Source organism: Streptomyces sp. P9-A2 (assembly GCF_036634175.1).
Classification (GTDB): Bacteria; Actinomycetota; Actinomycetes; order Streptomycetales; family Streptomycetaceae; genus Streptomyces; species Streptomyces pratens.
On sequence record NZ_JAZIFX010000001.1, the window covers coordinates 6,624,223 to 6,636,442 of the forward strand.

Below are 12,220 nucleotides of genomic sequence, written 5' to 3' on the forward strand. Positions count from 1 at the left end.
CGAGGACTCGAGAGGAAGAAAGGCAAGTCGATGTGTGGAATCACGGGCTGGGTCTCGTTCGACCGGGATCTGACGCAGCAGCGCGCGCAACTGGACACGATGACGGAGACCATGGCCTGTCGGGGACCGGACGCCGGTGGCGCCTGGCTCGACCGGCACGCGGTGCTCGGCCATCGCAGGCTGGCGGTCATCGACATCGAAGGCGGAACCCAGCCGATGGTGCTGCCCACCGACGACGGGCCGGTGGCGATCACCTACAGCGGTGAGGTCTACAACTTCACCGAGCTCAGGAGCGAACTGCTGCGCCGGGGCCACCGCTTCGAGACCCGCAGTGACACCGAGGTCGTGCTCCACGGCTACGTCGAGTGGGGCGAGGCGGTCGCCGAACGGCTCAACGGCATGTTCGCCTTCGCGGTCTGGGACTCGCGGGTCGAGAAGCTGGTGATGATCCGCGACCGGATGGGCGTCAAGCCGCTCTACTACTACGCCACCGACGACGGCGTGATGTTCGGCTCCGAGCCGAAGGCCATCCTCGCCAACCCGCTCGCGGACCGCGCCGTCGACCTCGCCGGACTGCGGGAGCTGGTCAGCTTCACCCAGACGCCGGGCAGCGCCGTGTGGTGCGGGATGAACGAGGTGGTCCCCGGCGGTCTGGTCACCGTCGACCGCTCGGGCCTGCGCGAGCACCGCTACTGGACGCTGCCCACCCGGCCGCACACCGACGACCGGGAGACCACCGTCGCCACCGTGCGGGAGCTGCTCGAGGACATCGTCAGCCGCCAACTGGTCTCCGACGTCCCCCGCTGCACCCTTCTCTCCGGCGGCCTCGACTCCAGCGTCATCACCGCGCTGGCCGCAGCCAAGCTGGGCCGGCCCGGCGAGCACGGCGAGGCCGGCGAGAAGGTCCGCAGCTTCGCGGTGGACTTCGTCGGCCGGGAAGACGACTTCGTCGCCGACGAACTGCGGGGCACCACGGACGCCCCGTACGCCCGGGAGGTGGCCGCGCACGTCGGCTCGCAGCACGAGTCCATCGTGCTCGACCACGCCTCGATCGCCGATCCGGACGTGCGCCGGGCCGTCATCACCGCCCGGGACAGCCCGCTCAGCCTCGGCGACATGGACGCCTCGCTGTACCTGCTCTTCAAGGCGATCCGGCAGCAGTCGACGGTCGCCCTGTCCGGCGAGTCCGCCGACGAGGTCTTCGGCGGGTACCGGTGGTTCCACCTGCCGGAGGTCCAGGCCGCGCAGACCTTCCCCTGGATGGCCGTGTTCGTCAGCGGGGCGCGGGCCCAGGTGTCGGACCGGTTCAACGCCGGCATCACCGCCGCCCTCGACCTGCCCGCCTACATCAAGGACCGGTACTCCGACGCGCTCGGCGAAGTGGAGCGGGCCGAGGGCGAGAGCGACCACGAGATGCGCATGCGGGAGCTGTGCTACCTGCATCTGACGCGCTTCGTGCGGATGCTCCTGGAGCGCAAGGACCGCATCAGCATGGCCGTCGGCCTGGAGGTCCGGGTCCCCTTCTGCGACCACCGCCTCGTCGAGTACGTCTACAACACCCCGTGGTCGCTGAAGAGCTTCGACGGCCGGGAGAAGAGCCTGCTGCGCGCCGCGACCGCGGACCTGCTGCCGAAGTCGGTGCTGGAGCGGGTGAAGGCCCCCTACCCGGCCACGCTGGACCCGCACTACACCGGCGCGCTGCTCCAGCAGTCCAAGGAGCTCCTCACCACCGACGACCCGGTCTTCGACCTGGTCGACCGCGGCTGGCTGGAGAACATCACGCGGCAGGACCCGGCCGGCATGCCGATCGACGTCCGCAACGGCATGGAGCGCGTGCTCGACCTGAGTACCTGGCTGGACATCTACCGGCCCGAGCTCCGGCTCTGAGACCGGATTCCGGACGGCCCCGGACCACCCCGCCGCCTGCGCGCCGAGACGGCCGCGGGCGGCCGGCCGCCCGCACCGCGGCGGCCCGCACCCGAACCATGGATCGAGGGAGACGAGATGGGAACGGAAAACGCTCGGCCGGAGGGGATCGACGCCGGCCTCGACCTGCGCGCCCGGCACCGGGCCGTCGTCGCGGACTACATGACCCGCAAGGGCGAGAACCGGCTGACGCGCTACCTGCTCTTCACCGAGGACGGCAGCGCCGGCCTGTACACCAGCGACACCGGCGAACCGGTCGTTTCCCAGGGACACGTGAAGCTCAAGGCCCACGGCGAGTGGTCGCTGCGTATGTTCCCGGACTGGGAGTGGAAGAACGTCGAGATCTTCGACACGCAGGACCCCGACAGGTTCTGGGTCGAGTGCGACGGCGAAGGGCAGATCCTCTACCCGGACTACCCGCCCGGTCACTACAGGAATCACTTCATCCATGCGTTCGAACTCGAGGACGGCAGGATCAAGCGGCAACGCGAGTTCATGAACCCGTTCCAGCAACTGCGCGCGCTGGGCATCGAGGTGCCGAAGATCAACCGCGGCGGAATCCCCACCTAGGGAACGCGTTTCCGCGTCCACGTCGTCCGCACAGACAGCAAGGGCAACAGATGGCATCCCAGCTCAACCCGTACCTCGCCTTCGACGGCACCGCCCGTCAGGCCATGGAGTTCTACCGGAAGGTCCTCGGCGGCACGCTGGAACTGGGCACGTACGGCGACTTCGGGTCGGCGGAGATGCCCGACCCCGACAAGATCATGCACGCGACGCTCAGCACCGCCGACGGCTTCACGGTGATGGCGTGGGACGTCCCGGAGCGGGTCCCCTTCGACCCGGGCACCAACGTCGCCCTCTACCTCGGCGGCGACGACGCCGGCCTGCGGGAGTACTTCGAGAAGCTGTCCGCGGGCGGCAGGGTGGCCATGCCCCTCAAAAAGCAGATCTGGGGCGACGAGGCCGGCACGCTCGTGGACAGGTTCGGGATCACCTGGATGTGCAACATCAAGCAGCCGTCGTGACCGGCAGCTCTGTGTCCTGCCGTGGAACAGCCGCGGCCGGGTGGGCCGACCGGCAGATCGGGATGGAGAGGTCTCAATGACAGTCGACGTGCAGGCCACCCGAGACGTGGTCGACATCATCACCGGCGGGTGGCGGGCGCAGGCTCTCTACACCGCGGTCAAACTCGGGCTGCCCGACCACGTCGAGGCCGGCTGCGACAACGACGCCGAACTCGCCAAGGCCACCGGCGCGAGCGAGCAGGGCGTCCACCGCCTGATGCGCCTGCTCGTGGCCCTGGGCGTCTTCGAGGGCAGCGACTCCGCGGGCTACCGCGGCACCCGGGTGAGCGCGGCGCTCCTCGACGGCCCCCAGTCGCTGCGCGACATGTGCCTGCTGTACGGCGAGGAGTTCTACTCCGCCTGGGACCACGCCCACCACGCCATCAGCACGGAGAGCTCCGGCTTCGAAGTGGCCTACGGCCAGTCGTTCTACGACTACCTGGGCGATCACGCGGCCACCGCCCGGCGGTTCCAGCTCACCATGAACGCCGCGAGCATGTTCTTCCACCAGGTGCCCGGGGTCTTCGACTTCACCGGCAAGAAGGTCGTGGACGTGGGCGGTGGCGGCGGGCACCTGCTCGCCACGATCCTCGCCGCCACGCCGGACGCCACGGGCACGCTCTTCGACCGCGACCACATGACGCCCAAGGCCCGCGAGCACCTGTCCGCCACCGTCGGCCCGGACCGCGCCGAGGTGGTCGGCGGCGACATGTTCGAGGGCGTCCCGGAGGGCGGGGACGTCTACATCCTGTGCCGCGTGCTGGCCGGCCACGACGATGAGGACGTCGTCGGCGTCTTCGAGCACTGCCGCCGCGCCATGGCGGGCCCCTCGTCCCGGCTGCTGATCCTCGACCGCTTCGTCGAGGACGAGAACTCCACTGTGCTTCCCGCGCTGTGGGACCTGCACCTGCTGGTGACCACGGGCGGCGAGCACCGCACCCTCGACCGGATCACGCGGCTGCTGGAACGGGCCGGCCTGTCCGTCGAGAGCACCGCGGAACTGCCGATGGAGACGACCTCCCTGATCGTCGCGCCGCGCACCCCGTAGCGGCACCAGGCACGGCCCGGCGGGGCCGGCAGCTTCGAGCGGAGTACGAGCGGCAGCGCGAACAGGAGAAGTCCCGTGCCCAAGTTGGCAACGATCGGCGTCTACGGCTTCGACGGCGATTCCTACCTCGAACGATTACGGCAGGCCGACGTGCGCCTGCTGCTCGACGTACGGCAGCGCCGTGGGGTCCGCGGCCCCGACTACGCCTGGGCGAACTCCCTGCGGCTCCAGGCGGCCCTCGCCGAGGCCGGAATCGCCTACGAGCACCGCCGGGAGCTCGCCCCGACGACCGAGCTGCGACAACTCCAGTACGCCGAGGACGACCGCCAAGGGGTCGGCAAACGCTCACGTCGGGAGCTCGCCGCCGAGTACACCCGCCGCTACACCGCCGAGATCCTCGACCCGGCCGACCTCGCCCCGATCGTGGCGGCCCTGCCGAACAGCGGGACCGCGGCGCTCTTCTGCGTCGAGCGCGACCCCGAGGCGTGTCACCGGTCGCTGGTCGCCCGGCGGCTCGCCGAGGACCACGACTTCACCGTCGAACACCTGAGGCCCATGTGATGGACGACATGCTCCCGGCCGGCGCACCGCGACCCCGGATCGCGGTCTTCGCCGGACCGACCGCGACGATCCTGAACACCCCGGACCTGGTCACGTCGAACAAGGCGCGCGCACGCCACGGCCTGCCGCTCCGGCCCGGCCGGTTCGACAGCCTGCGGCCTCAACGGCTCGCCGCCCCGGCGACGTTGTACGTCGAGGCGTTCAGCGCGCACCCGCTCGAACAGGACGCCGTCGGCCTGTACGCCCCGCCCGACGGCTGGCTCGACGAGGGCGGCACGTTCCACACCGTACGGCCGCCCGGAGACGCCAAGCCGGTGTACGTCGTCGAACTCGACCCCGCCGACGGCCTCTACCCCCTGCCCTACATGGGGAGACAGGCGGACGGTTCCGCCTGGGAGGAGACCTCGGCGGCGCCGTACGCGGCCCCGGCCGAGGCCCGCCAGACCTTCTACCCGGACGCCCGGCGCCTCTACGAGGAGATCGAGCGGTTCGGCCTCGCCGACCACGGCACCCCCGTCGAACTGGGCTCGGTCGCCGACTTCGAGTTCTTCCGCGCGGCTCCCTCCGGCGGGTACACCACGGGTGCCGAGTCCGAGCGTCTCGGGCAGGACTTCTTCGTCTACTACCCGTACCACCTCCAGAGCGAGCCCGGCCTCGCGCACCTGGCCCGGGCCACCAATCAGGTCCAGGCCGTGCTCGCCACCGGGGAGTTCACCGGCGTGCAGTGGCTGGAGGGAAGCCCGACCGTCGACGAGACCCTGTACTGGTTCGGCCTGCTGATCGACACCAAGGTGCCGCTCGTCGGACACGCCGCGCAGCGCCGCCACCAGTCACTGAGCGCGGACGGCGACCGCAACGTGGTGGACGGCGTCAAGTTCATCACGTCGGGCGTCGCCCTGGACGAACGGGGCGAGAACCGCGTCGGTGCCTGCGTGATCGTCGACGAACTCGTGTACTCGGCCCGGGACGTGACCAAGGTCGATGCCCGGCCGGGCGGTTATGAGGTCACCGGCGGCCACGGGGGAGTCGTCGCCGACCTCGGGGGCTACGGTCCTCCGCAGCTCACCTACCTTCCCGCCCGCAGGCACACCCACCGCTCGGAGCTGCGCCTCACGGTGCTTCCCGAGAGGGTGGCCGGCGTCGCCGGGAGCCTGGACGCCGGCGTCACCCCGGTCGACGTCCGGATCAAGGACGCCGACGGGCTCGTGCCCTCCGCCATACCGCACGTCTCGATCACCAAGTACAGCCGGTACGCGGCGACGGGCACCGGAACCGACAACCCGCCCGTCGCCGAGGAGGAGGTGGAGATCCTCGCGCGGATCGACGCCAACCTCGCCGACTTCCCACTCTCCGGCTTCGTGTGCGAGGGCATGTCACCGTTCGGGATGGCGGACCCGACGAAGAACGCGGCGCTGAGCGTCGCCGTCTTCGCCGGTCTGCCGGTGGTCCGCACCGGCCGCGGCACCACCGGGGGCATGGCGTACCGCACCGACCCGACGTTCGTCTCGGGCAACAACCTGACGGCCACCAAGGCGCGCATGCTTCTCATGGCCGCGCTGCTCAGGTTCGGCGCCCTGCCCCCGGCCACGGACCCGGTCACCCCGACCCCCGACGAACGCGCGGCCACCGAGAAGGCGGTCGCCCAGTACCAGGCCCTCTTCGACACGCACTGAACCGGACAGGAACTCATGGGCATGTACGAGTACGTGGTGGCCGACGTCTTCACCGACGTCCCCCTGGAAGGCAACCCCACCGCGGTCTTCCCGGACGCTTCCGGCCTCTCCCCCGAGCGCATGCAGCAGATCGCGCGGGAGCTGCACCTGTCGGAGACCGTCTTCGTTCTCCCCCCGGAGAACGACGGCGACGTACGGGTCCGCATCTTCACCCCCGTCAACGAGCTGCCCTTCGCCGGGCATCCGACCCTCGGCACGGCCGTGGTGCTCGGCGAGTCGCACGAGGCGAAAGAGCTCCGGATGGAGACCGCCAGGGGCACCGTGGCGTTCGAACTGGAGCGGGACGACGACGGCCGGACCGTCGCGGCCGGCATGTGGCAGCCCCTCCCGGTCCGGGAACCCTACGACCGGGCGGACGAACTCCTCACCGCTCTCGACCTGGCGGACACCGGCAGCACCCTGCCCGTCGAGGTGTACGACAACGGGCCCCGTCACGTGTTCGTCGGTCTGGACGGCGTGCCGGCGCTCTCCTCTCTGGACCCGGACCAGCGCGCCCTCGCGAGGCTGCCCGACATGGCCGCCAACTGCTTCGCGGGCTCCGGAACGCAGTGGCGGCTGCGCATGTTCTCGCCCGCCTACGGGGTGGTGGAGGACGCCGCCACGGGCTCGGCCGCGGGGGCGATCGCGGTACACTTGGCCCGGTACGGACTTGTCCCGTTCGGGGAGTGGATCGAGATCCGTCAGGGGGTCGAGATGGGGCGTCCTTCGACGATGCGCGCTCGCGCGACGGGGACGCCGGAACGGATCGAATCGGTCCAAGTGGCCGGAGCCGCCGTCGTTGTCGCCCGGGGCACGCTGTTCGCGTAGCCGCCGGGACGTACGAGTGACCGATCCACGGAGGAAGGGCCGCCACCTGTGTCCAGCAGAGCACCGTCCGTCGACCACCCCGGCGCGCGGCGGGCCGTCCGGCGCCTCACCGAGGGGCGGGTGGCGTGATGACGGCCGAGGACGACGGTCTGTTCGCGTTACCGGAAGCGGCCGGCACTCCGCCGGGCCCGCCGGAGGCGGTGGCCGAGTTCGCACGGGGCGACGCCCCGCTCGCCGTGCGGATGCGGCCGCGGTCGCTCACCGAGGTCGTCGGCCAGGCACACCTGCTGCGCCCCGGCGCACCCCTGCGGCGGCTGGCCGAGGGCAGCGAGGCGGCATCGGTGCTGCTGTACGGCCCGCCGGGCACGGGGAAGACCACTCTGGCGCGTCTGATGGCCGCCGTCGCCGCCCGCCGGTTCGTCGCCCTCTCGGCGCTGACCAGCGGCGTCAAGGAACTGCGCGACGTGATGAACGAGGCGCGCCGTCGCCGCGGCCATCAGGGCCGGCGGACCGTCCTGTTCATCGACGAGGTGCACCGCTTCTCCAGGACCCAACAGGACGCGCTGCTCGGAGCCGTCGAGGACGGACTGGTCCTGCTCGTCGCCGCCACCACGGAGAACCCGTCGTTCTCGGTGGTGTCCCCGCTGCTCTCCCGCCTGCTGGTACTACAGCTTCAGCCCCTGGGCGAGGACGACGTCCGCGAGCTGCTGCGCCGGGCGGTGAAGGACGAGCGCGGCCTCGACGGCGCAATCTCCGTGACGCCAGAGGCCGAGGACGCCCTGGTGCGCCTCGCGGCCGGCGACGCCCGGAGCGCACTGACCGCGCTGGAGGCGAGCGCCGACGGGGTGACGGGTACCGGCGGCACCGTGGTCGACGTCCCGGCGGTGGAGCGCGCTGTCGCCGAGGCCACGGTGCGCTACGACCGGCAGGGCGACCAGCACCACGACGTCGTCAGCGCGTTCATCAAGTCGATCCGAGGCTCGGACCCCGACGCGGCGCTGCACTACCTGGCCCGCATGCTCGTCGCCGGTGAGGACCCGCGTTTCATCGCGCGGCGCCTGGTGGTGCACGCGAGCGAGGACGTAGGGCTGGCCGACCCCACGGCGCTCCAGGCCGCTGTCGCCGCGGCCCAGACGGTCCAGCTCATCGGCCTGCCCGAGGCTCGCCTGGCCCTGGCCCAGGCCACCGTGCATCTGGCCATGGCACCGAAGTCGAACTCGGTGATCGTCGGGATCGACGAGGCCATGTCCGACGTCCGGGCGGGCGCCGTCGGTGAGATCCCCGGGCACCTGCGCCACAGCCGCTACACGGGCGCCAGGGAACTGGGCAACGGGATCGGCTACCGCTACCCGCACAGGGTCCCCGAGGGAGTGCTGGCGCAGCAGTATCCGCCGGGCGACCTCGTGGACAAGGACTACTACCGCCCCACGCGGCACGGCGGGGAGCGAGACCTGCACGAGCGCCTCACCAGGCTCCGCCGCGTTGTCCGGGGTGAGGAGCGGTAGCGCCGGGAGGGCGCGGCACGCGTCGCGCACCCCGAAGCGCCGGCCTCACGGGTGTGAGGCCGGCGCTCGGTCGTGTCGCGCGGCAGGCGGGTGACCAGTCGCCCGCTGCTCGTGCCGGTTCGACGGGCCCGAGCAGCGGCGGAGACGGGGTCACGTCACGCGACGGCGGTGCCCTCGAGCTCGATCATCTGACCGGGGATCGCCAGCCGCGTCACACCGAGCATGGTGGTGGTCGGCGCGACGCCGGCGGCTCCCAGGCGGCCCGCCAGCACACCGTAGTGCTGGAAGAGCAGATCGACGTCGGTCGTGTAGACGTTCAGCCGGACGAGGCTCGAGAGGGTCATGCCCGCCTCGGCGAGCACCGCCTCGATGTTGTCGATGGCCAGCGCCAACTGCGCCGCCATGTCACCGTCGTGCTCGGGCTTGCCTTCCTTGCTCATCGCCGTCTGGCCCGAGATGTACAGGGTGCGCGAGTGCCCGGAGACGACCTCGCCCTGGTTGAAGCCCATCTCGACCGACCACGACACCGGGTTGACCGCGTTACGTTCCATTGCCGCACCTGCTCCATTCGGTTCATGACACTGCGCACGCCTATCGCTTCGGCAACTGCCGTGCTCTGACGTCGTGCGATGAACCCTGCCAAGAAAACATGACACCCTTGGTCATGTATTTCGCTAGGGTTTTCCCATGCGCGCCGACCGGTTGGTTTCCCTGGTGCTGTTGCTGCGTCAACGAGGCCGGATGACCGCCGAGACACTCGCCCGTGAGCTGGAGGTGTCGACCCGGACGGTGCTGCGCGACATGGAGGCACTCTCCGCGGCGGGGGTCCCGGTCTACGCGGAGCGCGGGCGGCACGGCGGGTTCGCGCTGCTGCCGGATTTCCAGACGGCGCTCACCGGCCTGAACCACGACGAGGCGCTCGCCCTCGTGGTCGCCGGATCACGGCGCGGCGCGCAGCTGTTCGGTCTGGGGTCGGCGCTCGCCTCGGCCGTGCTGAAAGTGGTCGACGCGCTGCCCGAGGGGCTGCGGGACACCGCCGCCGGAGCGGCGCAGCGGCTGCTCATCGACCCGGAGACCGATCTCCTCTCGCGTCGCGTGGCCCCCGAGGAGGTCTCCGACTCCATCGCCGTCGAGGTCCGGCGCGCGGTGTTCGCCGGGCACAGATTGCGCATCTACTACGAGGCCGTGGGCCAGCCCCCGAAGTGGCGCACGGTGGACCCGATCGGTCTGGTCACCGTCAGGGAGCAGGGCTACCTGCTGGCCAAGCGGGGCACCGAGGACCGCACCTACCGGTTGAGCCGGGTCCTGGCAGCCGAGGAGCTCGACGAACCCGCGCAGCGTTCGGACACGGTCGACCTGGACCGGGCCTGGCGCGAACGCAACGTGCGGTTCCGGACCGGCGGCGACAACACCGCCGTGGTGGTCCGCGTGGACCCCGCGCGCCGGGAGCACCTGGTCGCCACCGCCCTCGCCGTCCGTTCCGAGGAGACCGACGAGGACGGCCGGCTCCGGCTGCACGTCGTCTTCCAGGACACACGGCACGCGGAATGGGCGCTGTGGCAGCACGCCATGTACGCGGAGGTGGAGGCCCCGCAGTGGCTGCGCACCTCCCTGCACCACCGCGCGACGGTGATCGCGGCCCGCTACGGGCCACCGACCTGAAAGCTCCGTCCACCCCCGCGAGGCCGAAACAACGGCCGACGCCGGGCCGTTGACCGGGAAGGGGATGATGGCCGGCGACAAGGCGACCTGCCGGACACCCCGGACCTCCACGTCCGCACACCAGTAGCCCTCGGGCTGCCCGCCCCGCCCCTGGAGCCAGGCCGGCACCGGCGGCAACGGCCGCACCACCGTCCACTCCGCATCCGTCATGTCCGACGGATACCGGCCCACCCGATCAGGATGATCGGCCGCGTTGCCGTACACGTGCGCGAGACAATCGCACGATCGGGCGCCCGAGTTGAGATCAGCGGGCCGCGTGGACGTGGTGTTTCAGATCGGCGTTCAACAGCGCGTCGGGATTCGGTTCGGGGCTGTGTCCGGGCATCAGGTGCAGTTCGACGCGCTCGGCGTTCTCGGCGAGCCAGGCCCGGACGGCTTTGCTGCGGTGGACCGGGTGCCGGTCGGCGATCACATGGACCTTGCGGCCGGCATGCCGGGCGAGGCGGTCGAGGAACGCGCAGAACACCTTCGCGGTGAACCTGCCGGGGAAGACGGTGAACCACAGCGCCCCGCGGGAGGCGACGGCCGACATGATGTCGATCCTGAAGCGGCGGCCGTTCACCCGCACCAGTGGGGTCTGTCCGGCCGGGGCCCACGAGCGTCCCGGCGGGACGGTGTCCGAGCGCAGACCGTACTGATCGGCCCAGACCGGCTCGGCCTTCTCCTCGCTCGCCCGGGCCCGGATCGCCGGATACTCCTCCTGCAGCCACCGGCTGACCTCGTCGTCTTTCTGCCGGTCGGAGCGGCGGGCGGGCCGTTGCGGGGTGAAGCCGTGCCGGCGCAGCCACTTGCTCGTACCCCGCTCGGTCATCGACACCCCGCACACCAGCCGGGTCAGGGTCCGCACCGAGGCGCGGGCCCGCATCACCCCGTTCTGCCCGAGGTCGGCCGGTGTGTAATCAGGCATCGCCTGCAAGACCGCTCCACGGGCGGACTCGTCGATCAACTCACCCTTGCCCGCGCGTGGTTCGGGCACCGCCGCGAGCAGTGCCTGCCTCCCACCGGTGCGGCTGGCCCGCCACCACGTGCCCACCGACCGCTCGGAGACCCCGAACATCTCCGCCGCCTGGTCGTACGTCCGAACCCGCCCCGACTCCAGCGCGCTCACCACCCGCAGCCGTAGATCCTCCTGCGCAGCGGGCGGCAGACGCCGCATGTCCCCACCCTCGATCACACCGGATCAACGAGCAGGCAACCCATCAGTTCCGGCTCGATAAGGTGCGCAGGAAATCCAGCAGGGCGCTGAGTGCGGAGTCGCCCCGGTGGCCGAGGACGGTGTCCCCGTACCGGAAGGCCGCGGCACCCTGGCGGGTCAGCTCCCCACGCGAGCAGCGCCTCGTCATGCGTGACCGGGGCAGTCCCAGGGATCCGCGCGCCGCGTCTTCGGCGGCGGCCGGCACGGCCGAGGCGGCCACCGTGGCGGCAGCTCCAGCTCAGGCATCAAAAACGCTCCAGACGTGCCGATCGACGGGCGGTCGGCGAACTGCAGCGCCTGCGGCACCGTCGCTTCTCCTTGGAAACCTGACGAGCCAGCACGGCGTCGACGGTATGAGTGGCCGGGGTGACCCAGCCGTGGATCCGGCGCAGCCGAGGAGGGAAAAGCCGTGGCCGACCGCGGCGTCCAGCAGCGGCTTCGGGGCCTCGAATTCGATCGTCCGGCGGCCGCACCGAAACCATCCCGCCCAGGTCCCGGACGTCCTCCAGGATCGAAGAACAGACACCGGGCCAGGCGCCACGATGTCGGCAAGACAGTCAAACGCGCGGAGTCGATCAAGGAACACCAAGCCCACCGAGGACAAACACCAAGCTGAGACTGCTGCCGCCCGTCTGACGGCCGTCATGACGGGAGCC

The 12,220-nt window shown here is 71.0% G+C and carries 12 protein-coding genes and 2 pseudogenes; 10 read left to right on the forward strand and 4 right to left on the reverse strand.

What is annotated here, in order from left to right; all coding sequences use genetic code 11:
* Positions 1-30: 30 nt before the first annotated feature.
* The 8 genes from asnB (at position 31) to V4Y04_RS29995 (ending at position 8,647) form a co-directional block, all read left to right on the forward strand.
* Positions 31-1,887, forward strand: coding sequence for an asparagine synthase (glutamine-hydrolyzing) (gene asnB, locus V4Y04_RS29960; protein WP_332431497.1), 1,857 nt, complete (start codon positions 31-33; stop codon positions 1,885-1,887).
* A 117-nt stretch (positions 1,888-2,004) separates the two neighbouring features.
* Positions 2,005-2,496, forward strand: coding sequence for a PhzA/PhzB family protein (locus V4Y04_RS29965; RefSeq protein ID WP_332431498.1), 492 nt, complete (start codon positions 2,005-2,007; stop codon positions 2,494-2,496).
* Positions 2,497-2,546: 50 nt separating this feature from the next.
* Positions 2,547-2,954: a VOC family protein gene (locus V4Y04_RS29970; protein ID WP_332431499.1), complete on the forward strand. Its 408-nt coding sequence runs from the start codon at positions 2,547-2,549 to the stop codon at positions 2,952-2,954.
* Between the two features lie 76 nt (positions 2,955-3,030).
* Entirely contained in the window at positions 3,031-4,041 is a 1,011-nt protein-coding gene (locus tag V4Y04_RS29975) for a methyltransferase (protein WP_332431500.1), read from the forward strand.
* A 75-nt stretch (positions 4,042-4,116) separates the two neighbouring features.
* Positions 4,117-4,602 carry a DUF488 domain-containing protein gene (locus V4Y04_RS29980; protein WP_332431501.1) on the forward strand — a complete coding sequence of 162 codons (486 nt, stop codon included), beginning with the start codon at positions 4,117-4,119 and terminating at the stop codon, positions 4,600-4,602.
* Complete coding sequence (locus tag V4Y04_RS29985; RefSeq protein WP_332431503.1) at positions 4,602-6,275, forward strand: asparaginase domain-containing protein; 1,674 nt, start codon at positions 4,602-4,604, stop codon at positions 6,273-6,275. Before V4Y04_RS29980 ends, V4Y04_RS29985 begins: the two co-directional genes overlap by 1 nt.
* Before the next feature lie 15 nt (positions 6,276-6,290).
* Complete coding sequence (locus V4Y04_RS29990; protein ID WP_332431505.1) at positions 6,291-7,142, forward strand: PhzF family phenazine biosynthesis protein; 852 nt, start codon at positions 6,291-6,293, stop codon at positions 7,140-7,142.
* A gap of 128 nt (positions 7,143-7,270) precedes the next feature.
* The gene (locus tag V4Y04_RS29995) at positions 7,271-8,647 is read left to right on the forward strand and encodes a replication-associated recombination protein A (protein ID WP_332431506.1); all 1,377 of its coding nucleotides are present in this window, start codon (positions 7,271-7,273) and stop codon (positions 8,645-8,647) included.
* A gap of 155 nt (positions 8,648-8,802) precedes the next feature.
* On the opposite strand, the gene V4Y04_RS30000 is transcribed toward V4Y04_RS29995, so the two are convergent.
* The gene (locus V4Y04_RS30000; RefSeq protein WP_332431507.1) at positions 8,803-9,198 is read right to left on the reverse strand and encodes a RidA family protein; all 396 of its coding nucleotides are present in this window, start codon (positions 9,196-9,198) and stop codon (positions 8,803-8,805) included.
* Between the two features lie 136 nt (positions 9,199-9,334).
* Here V4Y04_RS30000 and V4Y04_RS30005 point away from each other — a divergent pair, with 136 nt between their 5' ends.
* A complete protein-coding gene (locus tag V4Y04_RS30005; RefSeq protein ID WP_332431509.1) occupies positions 9,335-10,309 on the forward strand; it encodes a helix-turn-helix transcriptional regulator in 975 nt (324 codons plus the stop codon).
* Positions 10,310-10,438: 129 nt separating this feature from the next.
* Here V4Y04_RS30005 and V4Y04_RS37860 read toward each other — a convergent pair.
* The 3 genes and pseudogenes from V4Y04_RS37860 to V4Y04_RS30015 form a co-directional block, all read right to left on the reverse strand.
* Positions 10,439-10,540 (reverse strand): annotated as a pseudogene (locus V4Y04_RS37860) (IS5 family transposase); the annotation flags it as partial.
* Positions 10,541-10,613: 73 nt separating this feature from the next.
* Complete coding sequence (locus V4Y04_RS30010; RefSeq protein ID WP_332431510.1) at positions 10,614-11,525, reverse strand: IS630 family transposase; 912 nt, start codon at positions 11,523-11,525, stop codon at positions 10,614-10,616.
* Between the two features lie 43 nt (positions 11,526-11,568).
* Positions 11,569-11,784, reverse strand: a complete 216-nt coding sequence (locus tag V4Y04_RS30015; protein WP_332431511.1) for a hypothetical protein — start codon at positions 11,782-11,784, stop codon at positions 11,569-11,571.
* 240 nt (positions 11,785-12,024) lie between these two features.
* On the opposite strand from V4Y04_RS30015, the pseudogene V4Y04_RS30020 reads away from it, so the two are divergent.
* Positions 12,025-12,180 (forward strand): annotated as a pseudogene (locus V4Y04_RS30020) (NF041680 family putative transposase); the annotation flags it as partial.
* Positions 12,181-12,220: the final 40 nt, after the last annotated feature.